The sequence below is a fragment of the Pseudomonas sp. MM213 genome (assembly GCF_020423045.1).
Lineage (GTDB): Bacteria > Pseudomonadota > Gammaproteobacteria > Pseudomonadales > Pseudomonadaceae > Aquipseudomonas > Aquipseudomonas migulae.
Genome location: NZ_CP081943.1, coordinates 2,393,111 through 2,412,400, shown reverse-complemented (window position 1 = coordinate 2,412,400; position 19,290 = coordinate 2,393,111). Strand labels below are relative to the sequence as shown.

22 protein-coding genes are annotated in these 19,290 nt (G+C 59.8%); 14 read left to right on the top strand and 8 right to left on the bottom strand.

What is annotated here, in order from left to right; all coding sequences use genetic code 11:
- Positions 1-154 precede the first annotated feature (154 nt).
- The 3 genes from K5R88_RS10975 (at position 155) to K5R88_RS10965 (ending at position 2,672) form a co-directional block, all read left to right on the top strand.
- Positions 155-1,576 (top strand): transglycosylase SLT domain-containing protein, encoded by a 1,422-nt coding sequence (locus K5R88_RS10975; RefSeq protein ID WP_192229218.1) that lies wholly within the window; start codon positions 155-157, stop codon positions 1,574-1,576.
- A gap of 105 nt (positions 1,577-1,681) precedes the next feature.
- On the top strand, positions 1,682-2,116 hold the full coding sequence (locus tag K5R88_RS10970; RefSeq protein ID WP_008031879.1) for a DoxX family protein: 435 nt from the start codon (positions 1,682-1,684) through the stop codon (positions 2,114-2,116).
- Between the two features lie 247 nt (positions 2,117-2,363).
- Complete coding sequence (locus tag K5R88_RS10965; protein WP_226299942.1) at positions 2,364-2,672, top strand: class I SAM-dependent methyltransferase; 309 nt, start codon at positions 2,364-2,366, stop codon at positions 2,670-2,672.
- Positions 2,673-2,675: 3 nt separating this feature from the next.
- Here K5R88_RS10965 and greB read toward each other — a convergent pair whose 3' ends face one another.
- The 3 genes from greB to K5R88_RS10950 are packed head-to-tail and all read right to left on the bottom strand — an operon-like array spanning position 2,676 to position 6,395.
- Positions 2,676-3,173, bottom strand: coding sequence for a transcription elongation factor GreB (gene greB / locus K5R88_RS10960; protein ID WP_008031876.1), 498 nt, complete (start codon positions 3,171-3,173; stop codon positions 2,676-2,678).
- Positions 3,174-3,207: 34 nt separating this feature from the next.
- A complete protein-coding gene (locus K5R88_RS10955; RefSeq protein ID WP_226299941.1) occupies positions 3,208-5,712 on the bottom strand; it encodes an ABC transporter permease in 2,505 nt (834 codons plus the stop codon).
- A complete protein-coding gene (locus K5R88_RS10950; RefSeq protein ID WP_226299940.1) occupies positions 5,712-6,395 on the bottom strand; it encodes an ABC transporter ATP-binding protein in 684 nt (227 codons plus the stop codon). The genes K5R88_RS10955 and K5R88_RS10950 overlap by 1 nt, the downstream gene beginning before the upstream one ends.
- A 10-nt stretch (positions 6,396-6,405) precedes the next feature.
- Here K5R88_RS10950 and K5R88_RS10945 point away from each other — a divergent pair, with 10 nt between their 5' ends.
- From K5R88_RS10945 to K5R88_RS10935, 3 genes are all read left to right on the top strand, one after another.
- Complete coding sequence (locus tag K5R88_RS10945; protein WP_008041183.1) at positions 6,406-7,011, top strand: arylesterase; 606 nt, start codon at positions 6,406-6,408, stop codon at positions 7,009-7,011.
- Positions 7,012-7,067: 56 nt separating this feature from the next.
- Positions 7,068-7,361 carry a hypothetical protein gene (locus K5R88_RS10940; protein ID WP_003226812.1) on the top strand — a complete coding sequence of 98 codons (294 nt, stop codon included), beginning with the start codon at positions 7,068-7,070 and terminating at the stop codon, positions 7,359-7,361.
- Positions 7,362-8,415: 1,054 nt separating this feature from the next.
- Positions 8,416-9,387: a L,D-transpeptidase family protein gene (locus K5R88_RS10935; protein ID WP_223449374.1), complete on the top strand. Its 972-nt coding sequence runs from the start codon at positions 8,416-8,418 to the stop codon at positions 9,385-9,387.
- A 122-nt stretch (positions 9,388-9,509) separates the two neighbouring features.
- Here K5R88_RS10935 and oprI read toward each other — a convergent pair whose 3' ends face one another.
- Entirely contained in the window at positions 9,510-9,761 is a 252-nt protein-coding gene (gene oprI, locus K5R88_RS10930; RefSeq protein WP_003172710.1) for an outer membrane lipoprotei OprI, read from the bottom strand.
- A gap of 644 nt (positions 9,762-10,405) precedes the next feature.
- On the opposite strand from oprI, the gene K5R88_RS10925 reads away from it, so the two are divergent.
- On the top strand, positions 10,406-10,693 hold the full coding sequence (locus tag K5R88_RS10925; protein ID WP_008031384.1) for a GNAT family N-acetyltransferase: 288 nt from the start codon (positions 10,406-10,408) through the stop codon (positions 10,691-10,693).
- 60 nt (positions 10,694-10,753) lie between these two features.
- Here K5R88_RS10925 and K5R88_RS10920 read toward each other — a convergent pair whose 3' ends face one another.
- Positions 10,754-11,830 carry a 3-deoxy-7-phosphoheptulonate synthase gene (locus K5R88_RS10920; RefSeq protein ID WP_008031386.1) on the bottom strand — a complete coding sequence of 359 codons (1,077 nt, stop codon included), beginning with the start codon at positions 11,828-11,830 and terminating at the stop codon, positions 10,754-10,756.
- Between the two features lie 162 nt (positions 11,831-11,992).
- Positions 11,993-12,436, bottom strand: a complete 444-nt coding sequence (locus tag K5R88_RS10915; protein WP_008031388.1) for a PilZ domain-containing protein — start codon at positions 12,434-12,436, stop codon at positions 11,993-11,995.
- Here K5R88_RS10915 and K5R88_RS10910 point away from each other — a divergent pair.
- The 5 genes from K5R88_RS10910 (at position 12,435) to cysB (ending at position 16,391) form a co-directional block, all read left to right on the top strand.
- Positions 12,435-12,821: a thioredoxin family protein gene (locus K5R88_RS10910; protein ID WP_032832541.1), complete on the top strand. Its 387-nt coding sequence runs from the start codon at positions 12,435-12,437 to the stop codon at positions 12,819-12,821. The two genes, K5R88_RS10915 and K5R88_RS10910, sit on opposite strands and share 2 nt — an antisense overlap.
- Complete coding sequence (locus K5R88_RS10905; RefSeq protein ID WP_223449371.1) at positions 12,818-13,774, top strand: putative 2-dehydropantoate 2-reductase; 957 nt, start codon at positions 12,818-12,820, stop codon at positions 13,772-13,774. The genes K5R88_RS10910 and K5R88_RS10905 overlap by 4 nt, the downstream gene beginning before the upstream one ends.
- Positions 13,775-13,799: 25 nt before the next feature.
- Positions 13,800-14,705 carry a 5'-nucleotidase gene (locus K5R88_RS10900; RefSeq protein ID WP_008031392.1) on the top strand — a complete coding sequence of 302 codons (906 nt, stop codon included), beginning with the start codon at positions 13,800-13,802 and terminating at the stop codon, positions 14,703-14,705.
- Positions 14,706-14,799: 94 nt separating this feature from the next.
- Entirely contained in the window at positions 14,800-15,303 is a 504-nt protein-coding gene (locus tag K5R88_RS10895) for a universal stress protein (RefSeq protein WP_008031396.1), read from the top strand.
- A gap of 113 nt (positions 15,304-15,416) precedes the next feature.
- Positions 15,417-16,391 (top strand): HTH-type transcriptional regulator CysB, encoded by a 975-nt coding sequence (gene cysB / locus K5R88_RS10890; protein WP_008031398.1) that lies wholly within the window; start codon positions 15,417-15,419, stop codon positions 16,389-16,391.
- 7 nt (positions 16,392-16,398) lie between these two features.
- Here cysB and K5R88_RS10885 read toward each other — a convergent pair whose 3' ends face one another.
- On the bottom strand, positions 16,399-16,881 hold the full coding sequence (locus K5R88_RS10885; protein WP_226299939.1) for a GreA/GreB family elongation factor: 483 nt from the start codon (positions 16,879-16,881) through the stop codon (positions 16,399-16,401).
- A gap of 2 nt (positions 16,882-16,883) precedes the next feature.
- Positions 16,884-17,294, bottom strand: coding sequence for a hypothetical protein (locus K5R88_RS10880; protein ID WP_008040529.1), 411 nt, complete (start codon positions 17,292-17,294; stop codon positions 16,884-16,886).
- A 124-nt stretch (positions 17,295-17,418) separates the two neighbouring features.
- Here K5R88_RS10880 and earP point away from each other — a divergent pair, with 124 nt between their 5' ends.
- Together earP and K5R88_RS10870 are read left to right on the top strand one after the other, a co-directional pair.
- Positions 17,419-18,576 (top strand): elongation factor P maturation arginine rhamnosyltransferase EarP, encoded by a 1,158-nt coding sequence (earP, locus tag K5R88_RS10875; RefSeq protein ID WP_226299938.1) that lies wholly within the window; start codon positions 17,419-17,421, stop codon positions 18,574-18,576.
- 48 nt (positions 18,577-18,624) lie between these two features.
- Positions 18,625-19,194 (top strand): elongation factor P, encoded by a 570-nt coding sequence (locus tag K5R88_RS10870; protein ID WP_075949301.1) that lies wholly within the window; start codon positions 18,625-18,627, stop codon positions 19,192-19,194.
- Positions 19,195-19,290 lie beyond the last annotated feature (96 nt).

Below are 19,290 nucleotides of genomic sequence, written 5' to 3'. Positions count from 1 at the left end.
GCTGTCTTTTGATGCCGCGAGACAAGCTGGGGTGGTCAGCATGCCATCACTGTGCCAGTCTTTCGCACTTTGCCAGCGCTCAAGGCGCTCTGTTTCTGTCGTTCGATTTCAAACATTTTTTTGAAATTGGCCCAGTATTCTTTCCGGAGAGTGGATGACACGTCCCTCGATTTTGTTACTGCTGTGTGGTTCGTTGCTGCTGCCGATGCCGGCGGTTGCCCGGCTGGCCGGCCCACTGCAAGCCGTGCCGGCGGCCCAGGTGCGCGACCTGCAGGAAATCCGCAGCAGCCGTGTGCTGAAGGTGCTGGTCAACCAGAGCCGCAACAGCTCCGGCGAAGTCCAGGGCCAGGCCATCGGCGTCGAATACCATCGCTTGCGTGCCTTCGAGCAATACCTCAATGGCCATGCCCGTGACGGTCAGGAAGTGACGCTCAAGATCATTCCCAAAGCCAAGGATCAACTGCTCGGCGCGTTGCAGCGCGGGGAGGGGGATCTGGTTGCACCGGGCGAGTTGCTCGATCTGCAACCGGGCTACGCCGTCAGCACCAGCGAACCAATTGCCAGCGACATTCCTCTGGTCCTGGTCGGAATCAAGGGCGAGAAACGCTACACCCGCCTCGAACAACTGTCCGGTAAAACCCTGGCGCTACCCACCGGCAGCGCCGCCGGGGAGGCGATCAGTCAGATCAATCAAAAGCTTGCCTTGCACAAACTGGCACCGGTGAAGATCGAGTGGGTCGATCCGAGCCTGGCGGTCGAAGACGTGCTGGAAATGGTTCAGGGCGGGATTTTTCACCTGACCATCGTCGAGCAGCCGATTGCCGAACGCTGGGGCAAGATCCTGCCCAAGTTGCGTTTCGATCGGCAGGTGCTGATCAGCGAGCCGGGGGAAGAATTCTGGTTCGTACGCCGCGATGCCTCGATGCTGCGGGCGAGCATCGATCGCTTCCTGATCGGGTACAAAAAGCCTTCGGATCAGGACGCGGCGTTCCTGCGCATCTATCGACGCCTCTATCAAGTGCATTACCCACTGGCCAAGACTGATCGCCAGCGCCTGGAAAAACTCAGACCGGTATTGCAGAAACACGCCGATGCCCAAGGCATGGATTGGTTGAATCTGGCGGCATTGGCCTTCAAGGAGTCCGCGTTGCAACCCCGCGCACGAAGCGGCGGTGGCCCCACTGGCCTGATGCAGATCACTCCGTCCGCGGCCCAGCGGGTAGGGGTCAACAACATTCAGGACCTCGATGCCAATGTGCAGGCCGGGGCCAAATACCTGGCGATGATCCGCCGCAAGTTTTTCGCCAGCCCCAAACTCAACGAGCGTGAGCGCATGGCGTTCGTGCTGGCGGCTTACAACATCGGGCCGGAGCGGGTTCAGGGCATGCGCGCCGAGGCGCGTCGGCGAGGCTTGAATCCCAATCAATGGTTCTTCCAGGTCGAGCGCATCGCCATGGAGCAGGTGGGAATGGGACCTGTCAGCTATGTTAATAGCGTGAACAAGTATTACTTGGCGTTCGATCGGGAGCGGGAGTCGTTGGAGCCCCAGGGGCAGAAAGTAGCCTTAAGGAAGTGATCGAATAAACTGATTGTTATGGCGAAAAATTTGCGCTTTTAGCATTTAATTTATTGATTAATATAGCGGCCAACCAACACACAAACACACAATGGATGACACAGCATGAGCTCACTGATCAACAAGGTACTGTTTACCCGCGCTGGCTACGGCCTGACTGTCCTGCGGATCTTCGTCGGCATCATCTTCGCGGCCCACGGTTCGCAGAAACTCTTCGGCGCATTCGGCGGCTACGGTCTGGCGGGCACCGCTCAGTACATGGAAAGCATCGGCCTGGCACCGGGTTACCTGATGGCCACGTTGGCCGGTGGTACCGAGTTCTTTGCCGGTCTGGCCTTGATCATCGGCTTGCTGGTCCGCCCGGCGGCACTTGGCCTGACGTTCCTGTCGCTGGTCGCCATCTTCAGCGTGCATATCAGCAACGGTCTGTTCATGGCCAACAACGGTTATGAATTCGCCCTGGCCCTGCTGGGTGGCAGCATCGCGGTGCTGTTCGAAGGCGCCGGCAAGCTGTCGGTTGATCGCGCCATCGCTGGTTGATCGCTCTGGCTCAACGAAAAGGCCCGCATTGTGCGGGCCTTTTTTGTTGTGCGTCATTCTTGACACTGTCCGGTCAGCTTCTCTAGGATGCTGCCATGCGCCGATTTAAACAGCTACTTGCGGGGCGCCAGGTGACTCATTCAGTTGCCGATAGAAGCTTGAAACAGGCTTCGAAATACCGCTAAAGCGCTGGTTCGGTGTTGCCTCTCACCTGCCATGCAGACTTTTGAGGCAGAGACACGACACGATGAATGCACTAAACCCCGTTGTACGCCCCGCGCCGATCACGGCACATCTGACCCAGCGCAATCCAAAAATCCTGCTTGGCGGCAAACATCAGCCGACGCTCCTGCGTTACCTCGATGGTTGGCCACGTCGCACCGGTGGGCCCGCAGTTTTCCTGATCCAGTTTGTCGAAGACGGTGAGTCACTGGCGCGTTTTGCCAGCGACAGTTTCGACCTGGCGGTGATTCAGTCGCCCGCCCTTGAAGACGCGCCAGAGATGATCAGGCAACTGACCCGCGTCGCCCGGCAAGGGCTGATCACCCGCCGTTAAGGCTTATGGGTAATCAATCGCCACGATATACACGCACTGTTCGCCGGTAGGCGTCTGGACCCGAACTTCGGCGTCCAGTGCCTTGCCGATCAGGGCGCGTGCCAGCGGTGAGTCGATGCTGATCAGGCCCAGTTTCAAGTCCAGTTCATCCGGCCCGACGATGCGGTAGCGCGACTCTTTGCCGTCCTCGTCTTCGATGGTGACCCAGGCTCCGAAGTAGACCTTGTTCGGATCGCTGGGTTTTTCGCTGACCACCTTGAGCGCTTCCAGGCGCTTGGTGAGAAAGCGCACGCGACTGTCGATTTCGCGCAGCATCTTTTTGCCGTAGGTGTATTCGGCGTTCTCGGATCGATCACCCTGCGCCGCGGCCTCGCTGACCGATTGCGTGACCTGCGGTCGGCGCACATGCCAGAGTTCATGGAACTCGGCCCGCATCCGCGCTTCACCTTCAGGGGTGATCAGCGCGGTGCCAGCGGTGCGGGGAGGGCGATAACGGCTCATGGCAACTTCTTGTGGTTGAGAAGGGTTGAGTCTATCAACCCTCGCGCAAGACTGTCAGGGGGCTGGCGTTCAAGGCACGCCGGGTGCCAAACACGCCGGCACCGCCGATCAGCACGGCGCCGATCAGTGGCAACACCAGCAGCCACGGATGCGGGTGCCACGGCAAGTCGAAGGCGTAACGGTACAGCACCAGGCTCACCAGCTCCGAGCCCAGCGCTGCCAGCAACCCGCTGACCGCGCCAAGCAGGCCGAACTCGATCCGTCGGGCCTTGACCAGCAACTGGCGCTCGGCTCCCAGTGCCCGCAACAATGCGCCTTGGCGAATGCGTTCATCCAGCGTGGCTTGTAGGCCCGAGAACAACACCGCCATCCCCGCCGCCAACACAAACAACAACACGTATTCCACCGCCAGGGTGACCTGGGCGAGGATGCTGCGCAGCTGCGCCAGCAAGGCTTCGACTTGCAGAATGGTCACCGCCGGGAAGGCGCGGGACAGGTCGACGATCTGCTGGTCGTGGCCCGCCGCCAGATAGAAACTGGTCAGGTAGGTCGCTGGCAGATCCTTCAATGTGCCGGGCTGGAAAATCATGAAGAAGTTCGGCTGGAAGTTGTCCCAGTTGATCTCCCGCAGGCTGGTGACCTTCGCTTCGCGATTGACCCCGCCGACAGTAAAGACCAAGTGATCGCCGAGCTTGAGCTTCAGGCTCTCGGCGACTTTGCCTTCCACCGACACACCGGGAACGTCGTCCGGCGCCTGATCGCCCCACCAGTTGCCTGCGGTGAGTTTGTTTCCAGCCGGCAGGTCTGCCGCCCAGGTCAGGCTGAGGTCGCGCTGAATCGCCCGATCACCGGCCGAGTCCTTGCTGACGATGTCCTGCACCGGTTCGCCATTGATGCTGATCAATCGCCCCGGCACCACCGGGTACAACGGCGCCGATTGTGCCGACAGTTCGATCAGGCGATCGGTGAATGCCTGTTTTTCCGCCGGCAGGATGTTCAGCGCGAAGTAATTCGGCGCGTTTTTCGGCAACTGGTTTTGCCAGGTGTCCAGTAATTCGCCGCGCAGCAAAGCGATCAGCGCCATGGACAGCAGGATCAGACCGAAGGCCAGCGATTGGCCGGCTGCCGCCAGTGGATGACGCAGCAGTTGACCCAGGCCGAGACGCCACGGCAACGAAGCGCGCGCGAGCATTCGGCGCAGGCTCTTCAGTAGCAGCAACAGCAAGCCGCCCAACACCAGCGCCGCGATCACGCCGCCGCCGAGCAGGGCGAAGGTCAGTACCAAATCCAGGCTCAGGCGCCACATGATCAGCCCGAGAGCGCCCAGTGCAGCTCCGTAGACCATCCAGGTGCTGGAAGGAATCGGCAGCATGTCGCGACGCAATACGCGCAGAGGTGGGACCCGACCCAACGCAGCCAGTGGCGGCAAGGCAAAACCGGCCAGCGCCACCAGTCCGGTGCCGATCCCGGCGATGGCCGGAAGCAGGCCGCCCGGTGGAACATCGGTCGGCAACAAATCATGCAGCAGCGCGAACAGCCCGAGCTGCGCCAGCCAGCCGAGCAAGGCGCCGCTGATGCTGGCCAGCAGTCCGAGAATCGTCAGCTGCAAACTGAACAGCACCATGGTTTCCCGACGGGACAGCCCGAGGCAACGCAAAAGTGCACTGGCATCGAAGCGGCGGGTGGCGAAGCGCGTCGCCGACAATGCCACTGCGACACCGGATAACAGCACCGCCACCAGACTCGCCATGTTCAAGTAGCGCTCGGCTTTGCCCAGTGCGCCGCCGATCTGCCGGTTGCCATCGCGGGCGTCTTGAATGCGTTGATTGGCGGCGAGGCCGGGTTTGATCAATTGACGGTAGGTTTCCAGCGCTTCGGGCTTGCCGCGCCAGAGTTCGCGGTAGCTGACGCGGCTGCCGGGCTGCACCACGCCGGTCGCCGTGAGATCGCTGAGGTTGATCAGCACCCGTGGCGTCAGGCTGTAGAAATTGCCGGCACGATCCGGTTCATAGGTCAGTACACGCGCCAGTTTCAGGGTGCGCATGCCGACGTCGATGCTGTCGCCGATCTTCAAGTCCAGCGCGGTCAGCAGTCGTGCTTCAACCCAGGCTTCGCCGGGTTTCGGTCCGCCTCCGGATTCTTCCGCAGCGAAGGGCGCGGCGGCGCTTTTCAGCTCGCCGCGCAGTGGATAGACGTCGTCGGCGGCCTTGATGCTGGACAGCTGAATACCATTGTCGGTGGCGATTACGCTGGAGAACTCCACCACCTGCGCATGTTCGAGGCCCAGATCCGTGCCGCTTTTGATCTGTTCGGGTCGCGCCGGCGAACTGCCTTCGAGCAGCAGGTCGGCGCCGAGAAACTCGGTGGCGCGCAGCATCATGGCGCCATTCAGGCGGGCGCCGAAGTAACCGATGGCGGTACTCGCCGCCACCGCTACCAGCAAAGCGAAGAACAACACCCGCAACTCACCGGCGCGGGCGTCGCGCAGCAGTTGGCGGATGGCGAGACTGAACAGGCGCAACAGCGGCAGGCGTGCCATCAAGGCTCCAGAGGGGCGACCAGCAGGCCGGCTTCAAGGCGGATAAGGCGCCGGCAACGATGTGCCAGGCGTTCATCGTGGGTCACCAGCACCAGGGTCGTGCCGCGTTCCTTGTTCAGTTCGAACAACAGATCGCTGATGCGCTCGCCGGTGTGGCTGTCGAGGTTGCCGGTGGGTTCGTCGGCGAACAGCACATCGGGCTCGGCGGCAAACGCACGGGCAATCGCCACACGTTGCTGCTCGCCACCGGAGAGCTGGCGGGGTGAGTGGGTCAGGCGCTGGCCCAGACCGACCCGTTGCAGCAATTCGGTGGCGCGCTCACGGGCGTCTTTGCGGCCATCGAGCTCCAGCGGCAGCATGACGTTTTCCAAGGCGTTGAGGCTGTCGAGCAGCTGGAATGATTGAAAGACAAAACCGACGTGTTCGGCGCGAATGCGTGCGCGTTGGTCTTCATCAAGATTACTCAGGCCCTGGCCTGCGAGGGTGACTTCACCGCTGCTCGGCAAGTCGAGGCCGGCGAGCAGGCCGAGGAGGGTGGATTTCCCCGAGCCGGACGCGCCGACGATGGCCAGGCTGTCGCCCTTGTTCAGTTCCAGGCTGAGTTCGTGCAGGATAGTCAGATCACCTTCCGCGCTGGGAACCACTTTGCTGAGGTTCTTAGCGGTGAGAATGCTTGCGCCCATGGAGAATCCGATGCGAGTGTGGTTTTTGAGTGCTGGCCTGGCCTTGATGTGCATGGCCCAGAACGCAGCGGCGGGTACTGTCCTGATCGTTGGCGATAGTATCAGCGCCGGTTTCGGACTGGATACCCGCGAGGGGTGGGTGTCGCTGCTTGAGCAACGGCTCAAGCGCGAAGGTTTCGACGATAAGGTGGTCAATGCGTCCATCAGCGGCGACACCAGCGCCGGAGGCCGGGCGCGCCTGCCTGCGCTGCTTGCAGAGCATAAACCGGAGTTGGTGATCCTCGAGTTGGGTGGCAATGACGGGCTGCGTGGAATGCTGCCAACACAATTGCAACAAAACCTTGCAGCGATGATCAACAGCTCCAAGGCCAGTGGTGCCAAAGTGCTGCTACTCGGCATGCAATTGCCACCCAACTACGGTGCGCGCTACAACAAGGTCTTCGCTGAGGCTTTCAGCAACGTCGCCGCCGAGAAAAAAATCCCGCTGGTGCCGTTTTTCCTCGAGGGCGTGGGCGGGCATCCTGAGCTGATGCAGTCAGACGGCCTGCACCCGGCTGCGGGCGCTCAGGACAAGTTGCTGGAAAATGTCTGGCCGACACTGAAACCGCTGCTTTGACGCTTTTCTAGCGGCGGTGTTTCGGCTAAGGTGGCGCCCCCGATTTGGAGCCCCCGATGCCGCGTCCCGCCTGGTCACTTTTTGCCTATCAACTGATCGAGCCTGACGAACAGCTGGATCTGTTCGCCTGCCAGGAAGTGCGGGTACATCTGGTGACCCGTCAGCTGGAGCTGGGCGGCTCGGCCGATCGCACCTTGTGCGGAAGTCTGCTGCCCGCGCAGCCGCGCTGGTCGAGCGTTGATCGCCGGGTGTTCCAGGACCAGCGGCTGTGTTCGTTGTGCCGGGCTATTCTGGAGTCGCAAAAACGCGGTACTTCGCCGATCTGGCCGGAGCTGCGGTTCGAGCTTTGATGGCTTGATGTGGGGGTGGGGTGGGGTGGGTTGGGGGCATATCCGTTTTTGCGGTAACGGCCACTGACGGTTTCGCTTTTACAGCGAGTCACTTTCGAAAAGCGCGAAAGTAACCAAAGCGCTTTTGCCCCTTTCGTTCGGTGCCTCGCCTAGGCTCGGCATACCCTCGCTCCGGTCCTGCTCCGTGGGCCCGCCGCCATCGGCCATCCATGGCCGGGGGCGGCTAACCCGGCATCCATGCCGGGTTGCCCACTGCGCAGAACCTCCACTCGGCCTCTCGAGGGGGCGACTACCGCCACAGCCGCCGAGGCGGCCTGAAAGCCGACCTGGCTCTTCAGTTGTCCGTGTTGTCCTTCTTTGATGTTTTCACTCATTCCGGATTTGTACACCGCTCCCCTGTAGGAGCCGGCTTGCTGGCGATGGCGTCCATCCAGTCAATAAATACGTCAACAGACCCACCGCCATCGCCAGCAAGCCGGCTCCTACAATGGATTGGGTTCGCACGATTCAAAATTGTAGGAGCCAGCTTGCTGGCGATGGACGTCAACGATAACGCGGGCTGTCTGAATAAACGCGTTGTCCGGACGTTTTTCGCCGGCAAGCCGGCTCCTACAGGGAATCCCATACGCTTTTGATCTTCGCCACTCATCAGGCCGAGCGTTAGCTCGCCTTCCGCTTTTGATCTGAGCGCCCCCTCGAGAGGCCGAGTGGAGGTTCTGCGCAGTGGGCAACCCGGCATGGATGCCGGGTTAGCCGCCCCCGGCCATGGATGGCCGATGGCGGCGGGCCCACGGAGCAGGACTGGAGCGAGGGCATGCCGAGCCATGGCGAGGCACCGAACGAAAGGGGCAAGAGCGCTTGGTTACTTGGCGCTTCTCCAAGTGACCCGCTGTAAAAGCGGAACCATTAGCGGCCGTTACCGCAGAAACGGATATGCCCCCTGAAAAAATACCGCAGCCAATTCACGCTCTATCGGTGTCTCTCCCCGAATACCAGAGCGCCAGTGTACAATTGCGTTCTTAAACCCCAGTCGATTATGCGAAGGATTTTCCGGATGTTGCCGCGCTTTCCTGCCGTCACCCGCTGCCTGACTCTTGCCGCCCTTTGTGTGGCTGGCCCCGTAGCAGCATTGGAGCTACCCCTGCCACCGCCCGGTGAAGACATCATCGGCCAGGTGCAAGTGATCAAGGCCAAGTACGAAGACACCTTCGCCGACCTTGGCACCACCTACGATCTGGGCTACTCGGAAATGGTCGCGGCCAACCCGGGCGTCGATCCATGGTTGCCGGGTGCCGGCACCGAGATCGTGCTGCCGACGCGCTTCATCCTGCCGCCAGGCCCACGTGAAGGCATCGTCATCAACCTGGCTGAATACCGCCTCTACTACTTCCCGAAAGGCCGGAACGTGGTCTACACCTTCCCGCTGGGTATCGGTCGTGAAGGCTGGGGTTCGCCGATTGCCCACACCAGCATCGTTGCGAAGACGCCGAACCCGACCTGGACGCCGCCAGCGTCGATCAAGGCCGAGCACGCCGCTGACGGCGATCCGCTGCCGAACGTCGTGCCGGCCGGCCCGGACAACCCGCTGGGCCCGTTCAAGTTCACCCTGGGCACACCGGGCTACCTGATCCACGGTTCGAACAAGAAGTTCGGCATCGGCATGCGCACCAGCCACGGCTGCTTCCGCATGTTCAACAACAACGTGCTGCAAATGGCGGGCATGGTCCCGGTCGGCACGTCAGTGCGCATTCTCAACGACCCGTACAAGTTCGGTGTAAGTGGCGGCAAGGTGTATCTGGAAGCGCACACGCCGCTGGACGACAAGGGCAACCCGTCGGTCGTCGACAAGCACACGGCTGTGATCAACGCGATGCTCAAGCGCGAAGACATCACCAACAACCTGCGCATGAACTGGGATGTGGTGCGTGATGTGGTTGCCGCTGAAGATGGCCTGCCGGTGGAAATCGCCGTGCCGAATGCTTCTGCGCCGATGGTGACGAGTGCACCGATCGATCCGTTGCAGTAAGGCTTGAACAGAACCCGCCGGCGCTGAGAGCGTCGGCGGGTTTTTTATTGCCTGGACAAACGCCGGGCAATAAAAAGCCGACCCAAAAAATGGGTCGGCTTGATAACAACCCCGAAGGATTATTACTTGCGGCTAGCTTTTTCCAGCATGCGCAGAGCACGCTCGTTAGCTTCGTCAGCAGTCTGTTGTGCTTTTTGAGCAGCAGCCAGAGCTTCATCAGCTTTACGGTAAGCTTCGTCTGCACGAGCCTGGGAGCGAGCAGCTGCGTCTTCAGTAGCGGTCAGACGTGCTTCGGTTTCTTTCGATACGCTGCTGCAACCGGTAGCCAGAACTGCGGCCAGAGCCAGAGCAGAGAATTTCAGAACGTTGTTCATCGTGTTCCCCTTCAAGGACTTTCAATTAAAGTAGCTGTCTCCTCAGAGTGAGGAAATAGCCGGCGTACATACTACCCATTACTTGTCGTAAGTAAACTGACGTAAAGCAAGAAGCAAAAAAAATTGTAGGCGTTGATTCTTTTTCGAGCAACTTTTACTTGCGATTGATTAAAAAATATCCAGCTGCAAGGCCCGAGCTGAGCGAGTTGGCACGAAAAAGTTCCCGGCGGCAGGACTGTTTTTCCCATCTTGGCTAAAGTCTGTCTAGATGGATTCGTCTACACTTTTGTTCGGAATTTGCGCGGCACCTCTCAAACTCTTTCGCCTAGTTGAGGTGACTTAATAGAGGGACGCTCGTCTTAAGTCTCAACATCCGGCAATGTTCAGGCTATCGACCCGCAGAGCGCTTCGGTCGAGCCGTCCCTGCGTAACCCGGAGCAGCACCCGCCCAACCCCGCGTGATGACGAGCGCACCTTGAGCATTTCTGCCAATGGTGCCTACTATTTGATATGTGCTCGGTTGCGCGAGATCGGTGCAGCTCTTCTCGGTGTCCATTCAGGCACGGGGGTGGCGTAGATGTTCCTTCGCCGGAAAAACATCGGTAAGGTAGGGGTCAGAATTCAAGACCCGCAGAGGAGTTGTGATGAGCGAGGCGTTGTCCATCAACCATGACCAGGCAGGTCATCAGTTCGAGACCAATGTGGACGGTCATCGTGCCTACCTGACCTATATGGATCTGGGGAAGCAGACTCTGGATATCTATCGCACCTTCGTGCCCAATGCATTGCGTGGTCGCGGCATTGCGGCAGCCTTGACCGAGAAGGCGCTGGAGTACGCCGAGGAAATGGGCTACACCGTGATTCCATCGTGTTCCTACGTGGAGCGCTACATGGAGCGCCACCAGCGGCATGCGGCCAAGCTGAGCCAGTAAAACGAACGCATAAAAAAACGCCGGGTTAAGCCCGGCGTTTTTGTGTGCGCTGAACAGTGATCAGGTGCGATCACGTTTAGGCAGCACATCCTTGAGCTTGGCGTGCATGCTGCGCAAGGTGTTTTCGGTGGCGGACCAGTCGATGCAGGCATCGGTGATCGACACGCCGTATTGCAGGTCGGCGAGGTCTTTCGGGATCGCCTGGCAGCCCCAGTTCAGATGACTTTCGACCATCAGGCCGATGATCGAACGGTTGCCTTCGAGGATCTGGTTGGCGACGTTCTCCATCACCAGCGGTTGCAGGGCCGGGTCCTTGTTGGAGTTGGCGTGGCTGCAGTCGACCATGATGTTCGGCTTGATCTTCGCCTTGTTCAGCGCTTGTTCGCACAGTGCGACGCTGACCGAATCGTAGTTCGGCTTGCCGTTGCCGCCGCGCAGCACCACGTGACCGTAGGCATTGCCCTTGGTGGTAACGATCGACACGCCACCTTCCTGGTTGATCCCCAGGAAACGATGCGGGCTGGAAACCGATTGCAGGGCGTTGATCGCTACGGTCAGGCCGCCGTCGGTGCCGTTCTTGAAGCCGACCGCCGAGGACAGGCCGGAAGCCATCTCACGGTGAGTCTGGGATTCGGTGGTGCGCGCGCCGATGGCCGACCAGCTGATCAGGTCCTGCAAATATTGCGGAGAGATCGGGTCAAGGGCTTCGGTCGCGGTCGGCAGGCCCATTTCGGCCAGATCCAGCAGCAACTGACGACCAATGTGCAGACCGTCCTGAATCTTGAAGGAGTCGTCCAGGTACGGGTCGTTGATCAAGCCTTTCCAGCCGACGGTGGTGCGTGGCTTCTCGAAATACACGCGCATGACCAGATACAGCGTATCGGACACTTCCGCGGCCAGCACTTTCAGGCGCTCGGCGTATTCGTGGGCAGCCTTGATGTCGTGGATCGAGCACGGCCCGATGACGACAAACAGGCGGTGGTCGGTGCCATCAAGAATGTTGCGAATGACTTCGCGACCCTTGGTGACGGTGCGCAGGGCAGCGTCGCTCAGAGGGATATCACGCTTGAGCTGGTCAGGAGTGATCAGCGTCTCGTTGGAGGCGACGTTTAGGTCGTTGATCGGTAAATCAGCCATCGTTTACTCGTCAGGTCACGGGTGCCGGCCGCCAGCGAACCCGCGCGGCGGAGCACAGCAAATTAAGCGCGTCGGGGAGCGGAACCTTAGCGCGTTACACCGTGGCTCGACAATGGGCAGACAGCGGTTTAAGGGCCATTCGCAACGAATTGATGACGTCCCTTAATCCAGCACCGCCTGCGCAAATGCCTTGCGAACCGTGTCGTGGGAGAACTCGTCGGCGTGCTGCTGGACCCATTCGAGGGCCAGCGCCTGGGTTTCCTGCAGGTCGTCGTGGGCGTCATGCAGGCGACAGTAGCGCTCGATCTGGCACACCTGTTCGCCCATTCGGGCACTGAACATCATCTGCTCGTCAACAAAGGCAATGCCTACCAGGTAGCCGCGCTTGCGTCGCAAGCACCAGGCCACGTAGCCCAGAAAACGCATATCGGGGTTCAAGGTCGGCATGCGTACTTCCAGCGCGGTACCGTGACGCCAGGCGCGGTGGTAATTGCAAGCCATGCCCCCGAGGCTGATAGTGTGCAGCTGTTGCCGTGAAATACACTCAGGTTTTAGCAACGTTAATTCGACGGGTACATCGTCAGGATGAGGAATAAAACGTCCCATGAGCACGGACTCCATGTGTCGGCCATCTGACATTGTTTCCCCCAGTATAGTGGTCGAATTGGCACTGACCGATTTCGACGCCGACCAACGGTTGCTGGCGATGAGCGGCGTTTCGCTGGTTGTTTTTACCAGCGTCGGCTGCGCCAGTTGCCGTTTTGCCCGAGAGCAATTGCCCAGGCTCGATCTGGATGTCGATCGCTTGTGCTGGATCGATGCCGGGGACAACGGCGGGGTGGTCGAGCGCTATCAGGTCTTTCATTTGCCGGCGCTGTTTGTGGTGCGCGACGGTGAGTTCTTCGGGGCACTAAAATCACGCCTGACCGCTACCGAGCTGAATGAGGCCGTAGGTCAGGCGTTGACGAGAACAGCAGAGGAGTTGCCATGACGGCTGCAGTTGCCAAACCGACCATCGGTATTATCGGAACCGGTGCGATCGGCGGGTTTTACGGGGTCATGCTGGCGCGTGCCGGCTTCGATGTGCACTTTCTGCTGCGCAGCGAGTTTTCGGCGGTGGCCGAGCACGGACTTCACGTCGACAGTGCACCGCACGGCGCACTGACGTTGAATCCGGTTCAGGCCTATTCGTCGGCCGAAGACATGCCGCCCTGCGACTGGTTGCTGGTGGGCGCCAAGACCACCAGCAATGCCGGTCTGGCGCCGGCGATCATTCAAGCCGCAGCGCCGAATGCCAAGGTATTGCTGCTGCAAAATGGCCTGGACGTCGAAGACAGTCTGCGGGCATTGCTTCCCGATACGCTGCACCTGCTCGGCGGGCTTTGTCTGATCTGCGTGCATCGCACCGGCCCGGGCGCGATCACCCATCAGGCCCTCGGCGCTGTGAACGTCGGCTACCACAGTGGCCCCGCTGGCGATGAGCAGGCGCGCATGGCGATTGTCGAGGAGGGCGCCGGGTTGTTCCGCAGCGCCGGCATCGATTCCCAGGCCATGGCGAACCTGCAACAGGCGCGCTGGCAAAAACTGGTCTGGAATATTCCTTACAACGGCCTCTCGGTTCTGCTTGGGGCGGGCACCACAGCGTTGATGGCCGACGCCGACAGCCGCGAACTGATCAAGGCCTTGATGGCCGAAGTGGTCCGGGGCGCGAAGGCCTGCGGTCACGACATGCCGGCCGGTTATGCCGATTATCTGTTCATGATGACCGAGAAAATGCCGGACTACTGGCCGAGCATGCACCACGACTTTTTGCACAAGCGACCGCTGGAACTGGCGGCCATTTACGCCCGGCCACTGGCGGTGGCCAAGGCTGCCGGGTGCGAATTGCCGCGAATCGACGCGTTGTATCGCAGTTTGAGTTTTATCGATCGACGCAACACCTGAGTCGATCAACCCGAGGGGGAAGGGCATGGCAAAGACGATTGACGACAAACTGGTACTGGCGATTTCTTCGCGTGCGCTGTTCGACCTGAGCGAAAGCCACAAGGTTTATCTGTCGAGCGGCGTCGAGGCCTATCGGCAATATCAGATCGAACACGAAGACGAAATCCTCGAGCCCGGCGACGCATTCCCTCTCGTTGAAAAACTCCTGAACCTGAACGCCAGCCTCGGCCGGGCCAGGGTCGAGGTGATCCTGGTGTCGCGCAACAGCGCCGACACCGGGCTGCGGGTGTTCAACTCGATTCACCATTACGGGCTGGCGATTTCGCGCGCGGCATTTGTCGGCGGGCGCAGTCCCTATCCGTACCTCAAGGCGTTTGGCTGCGACCTGTTCCTCTCGACCCATGCCGAAGACGTGCGCAGCGCACTGGATGCCGGGTTCGCGGCGGCGACCATTCTGTCGGGCGGCGCCAGCCGTGCGGCCAGCGATGAGTTGCGGATTGCCTTCGACGGTGACGCCGTGCTGTTTTCCGACGAGTCGGAGCGGGTTTATCAGGCGGGCGGCCTTGAAGCGTTCCAGGCCAGCGAACGCGAAAGCGCCCGCGAACCCCTGCGCGGTGGGCCGTTCAAAGGCTTTCTCGCGGCGCTCAATCTGTTGCAGCGCGAGTTCCCGGAGGACGACTGTCCGATCCGTACCGCGCTGGTCACCGCGCGTTCCGCACCGGCTCATGAACGGGTGATTCGGACCCTGCGCGAGTGGGATATTCGCTTGGACGAATCGCTGTTTCTGGGTGGCTTGACCAAGTCCGCTTTCCTTGAAGCCTTTGCCGCTGACGTGTTTTTCGACGATCAGGCCGGCCATTGCGAGTTGGCTCGCGAGGTGGTCGCTACCGGCCATGTGCCGCATGGCATAAGCAATGAGCAAAAGGTTTAAGCCCGCCGTTCAACGCGTTACGCGGGACGTCGCACTCGCCAAGGCACTGCTAAGCTGAATCAATCTCCGCCATGTTGGCACTCGAGGAGGTCATATGATTCGTTCGATGCTCTATGCCACTGACCTCGGCCTGTACGCCCCTTTGGTGATGCAGCATGCCCTGGAGCTGGCTCGAACATTCAATGCCGACCTGTATGTGGTGCACGCGGTTGAACCCATGGGGCTGTTTGCCGAATCGGTGCTTCAGAGTTACCTCGATGAGCAGGCGCTGAACGAGTTTCACAGTCAGGGCCTGAACACCGTGATCGCCAATATCGAGCAGCGCGTGCTCGACAGTTTTCGTGAAGAACTGGGGGATGAAGGGGAGCAGGATCTGGAGCGGATACAAGCGGTGCGGGTGCTTCAGGGTGATCCGTCGCAGGTGATTCTCGAACAGGCGCAGAAACTCTCCGTGGATTTGTTGATCGTAGGTAGTCATAGCCATGGTGCTGGCGCGGAAACGCCTTTGGGGCGGACCGCAGCGCGGGTGTTGCAGTTGGCTCGGGTCCCGGTCTATCTGGTGCCGCTGGTGGAACGCCGTCGCCAAGGGGACCGCTAGTCCACGAATAGTGGCAGTTTGATAAAAAAGTTCTAGATTTATTCTTCAAACCATTAATATAGTTATATACCGTCGCTGATGCCCGTGGCGTCTACTTGCTTTGAGGGATTCATATGAAGCTTCAACAATTGCGCTACATCTGGGAAGTGGCGCACCACGACCTCAACGTTTCCGCTACAGCCCAAAGCCTTTACACCTCGCAACCGGGCATCAGCAAGCAGATCCGTCTGCTGGAAGACGAATTGGGCGTCGAGGTTTTTGCTCGCAGCGGCAAGCACCTGACCCGCGTCACCCCGGCCGGCGAGCGCATCATCACCACCGCCGGCGAGATCCTGCGCAAGGTTGAAAGCATCAAGCAGATCGCCCAGGAATTCTCCAACGAGAAGAAAGGCACCCTGTCGATCGCCACCACGCACACCCAGGCGCGTTATGCGTTGCCGCCGGTGATCAGCAATTTCATCAAGCAATACCCGGACGTTGCGCTGCACATGCACCAGGGTTCGCCGATGCAGATCGCCGAAATGGCCGCTGACGGCACCGTTGATTTCGCCATCGCGACTGAAGCGCTGGAGCTGTTCGGTGATCTGGTGATGATGCCGTGCTACCGCTGGAACCGCTGCGTGGTCGTGCCTCAGGGCCACCCGTTGACCAAGCTGTCGAAGCTGACCCTCGAAGCGCTGGCCGAATACCCGATCGTGACTTACGTGTTCGGTTTCACCGGCCGTTCGAAACTCGACGAAGCCTTCAGCCATCGTGGCCTGACGCCGAAAGTGGTGTTCACCGCCGCCGACGCCGACGTGATCAAGACTTACGTTCGCCTGGGGTTGGGCGTGGGCATCGTGGCGAAAATGGCGGTCGATACCAAACTCGATAATGACCTGGTGGTGCTCGATGCCAGCGAATTGTTCGAATCCAGCATCACCAAAATCGGTTTCCGTCGCGGCACCTTCCTGCGTGGCTTCATGTGCGACTTCATCGAGAAGTTCGCCCCGCACCTGACCCGCGAAGTCATGGCCAAAGCCATTCAGTGCCACAACAAGCAGGAACTGGAAGAGCTGTTCGACGGCGTCGAACTGCCGGTTCATTGATCTCCCGCTAAACCACCTCGGTAACAGAAAACTGTTGCCGAGCACCCGCCACCAGAATCTCCACCTCGTCCCCCTCGAACTTGCCCAGCAGGCTTTTGCCCAGCGGCGAGCGAGGGGTGATGACGGTAATCCATTGCCCCACCAGATCGACCTTCAAACCCGCCGCGTCGGGCGCCAGGAACAGCCATTGCTCACGTCCCTTTTCGTCTTCAAGACCGAGCAGGGCGCCGACTTCGATGCCGCGCTGATCGTCATAAGGCCGCAGCGTCAGGTTCTGGCACAGCGTCAGTGACTGCCTGATTTCCTCCACGCGCTTTGCCTGCCCGGCTGCCAGATATGACGCCTCCAGGCCCAGGGTGTCGTACTTGTTTTCGGCGACGTTTTCTTCGTGGGTCGCCGTTTCGTAAGCGGTTTGCGCGGCACGCTCGGCAATGTCGAGATCGATCCGCAGCTTGTCGATAATCAGTTGGTGGACGGTTTGCTTATTCATGATCAATCGCAGAATTGCAGGACATTGGCGCGGCTTTTTTCGCTCGGTGCGGTGCGGTCCTGTTGCAGCCAGAACTGGCAATTGGGGTTCGACAGATTGCGGTTGCTGCTGCGCGCCTGATCCAGCCGTTGTGCCTGTTCGTTCTTGCGCAGGTTCTCTTCGTACTGCTGGAACATCGGGCTCTGCGGCGGAATGTCCGGCACCGGTTGCACCACTACCGGCGGCTTGGCCAATTGCTCCACCGCTTGCGCGACGGGCGCCAGTTGCTCGCTGAACAACAGGCGCGAGGCGAGCCAGCAGGTCAGTGCGATCGCGAGGAAACCCAGCCACAATCCGAGGGCGATACTGCCCGTCAGTTGCAGGGCATTAAGCTGGATCGGCAAGCGGCGGCGCGGATTGGGACGGTAGGGCATGACTGCCTCCTGGCGGGTGGTCGCGGGCGAGTGGCGATTGTCGCATGAAGATTAATCGCCGTCGGCTCTTCTGCACGGGGTAATTTATGCGGACAATCGGCGCCTTTGCCAACGGGAGCCTGGAATGCCTGAAATGCCTCAAATGAAAAACCGCAGGCGCTGGGATATTTTTTGCACCGTGGTCGATAACTTTGGCGACATCGGTGTGACCTGGCGCCTGGCCCGCCAATTGGTGGCCGAACATGCGATGGACGTGCGTTTGTGGGTCGATGATTTGCGGGCCTTCGAGCGTTTGTGCCCAGCCATTGATCTCAACCTTTCACAGCAGTGGCAGGAGGGGGTCGAGGTGCGTCAGTGGACAGCCGACTGGCAGCCGACTGACGCGGCTGATGTGGTGATCGCCGCGTTCGCCTGCCAGTTGCCGAGTGCTTACATGGAGGCCATGGCGGCGCGGGAGAAACCGCCGCTGTGGTTGAACCTCGACTACCTGAGCGCAGAAGACTGGGTCGTTGGCTGCCACGGCTTGCCGTCGGTGAAGTACAAAAACGTGCAGAAATTCTTTTTCTTTCCGGGGTTCCAAAAAGGCACCGGTGGCTTGCTGCGTGAAAGCGGATTGCTGGAACGGCGTCGGCAGTTTCAGCAAGACCCCGAGGCTCAGCGCGCATTCCTGCAAGGTTTAGGGATTGATCGGGCGCAAGGCGCGCAGTTGATTTCGCTGTTCGCCTACGAAAATGCCGGCCTGGCCAGTTGGCTGGATGTCATGGCCGCCGATCCAGTGGCCACGCATCTGCTGGTGCCCGAAGGGCGGATTCTCGGTGATGTCGAGCGTTGGCTCGGTGTCGAGGGTTTGGCGGCTGGCGCGGTGCATGTGCGCGAGTCATTGACCGTGCAAGTGCTGCCGTTCGTCCGACAGGATCAATACGATCACCTGCTTTGGTGCTGCGATTTCAACGCCGTGCGCGGCGAAGATTCGTTTGTCCGCGCGCAATGGGCAGGGCGGCCGCTGCTCTGGCACATCTATCGGCAGGACGAAGACATTCACCTGGACAAGCTCGAAGCCTTCCTCACGCTCTACACAAAAGGCCTGTCTGCACCTGCCCGCGAGGCGATCAGCGGTCTTTGGCGAGAGTGGAATGCCGGGCATGATATGTCCGACCATTGGGCTACGACCCGTAAACACTGGCCAGAACTGCAAAAACACGCCGAAGCGTGGTGTCTGGAACAGGCTTTGCAGGCTGATCTTGCCGCAGCGCTGGTACAGTTTTACCTAAATTGGATATGATACGCGGCCTAGATTTTTGTAAATCCCATCCAAATTCGGATATTCGCAATGAAAACTGGTAAAGAACTGAAACCCGGTACCGTGATCCGTCTCGAAAACGATCCATGGTTGGTTCAGAAAGCTGAATTCACCAAATCCGGTCGTAACAGCGCGATCATGAAGACCAAGCTGAAAAACCTGCTGACCGGTTACAAGACCGAGATCGTTTACAGCGCTGACGACAAACTGGACGACGTAATCCTCGACCGCAAAGAAGCGACCCTGTCCTTCATCAGCGGCGACACCTACACGTTCATGGACACTTCCGACTACACCATGTACGAGCTGAACGCTGACGATATCGAAGCCGTTCTGCCGTTCATCGAAGAAGGCATGGAAGACGTTTGCGAAGCCGTTTTCTTCGAAGGCCGTCTGGTTTCCGTAGAACTGCCGACCACTATCGTGCGTCAGGTTGACTACACCGAAGGTTCCGCTCGCGGCGACACTTCCGGCAAGGTAATGAAGCCTGCCAAACTGAAGAACGGTACCGAACTGTCGGTTGCTGACTTCATCGAAATCGGCGACATGATCGAGATCGATACCCGCGAAGGCGGTTCCTACAAAGGCCGTGCTAAATAAGCACTGCTTCAGGAATAAAAAAGCCCGACCATTGAGTCGGGCTTTTTTGTGCCTGCCAGAAACACGCTGACTGGGAAAACGCCGCAAAACCTGTAG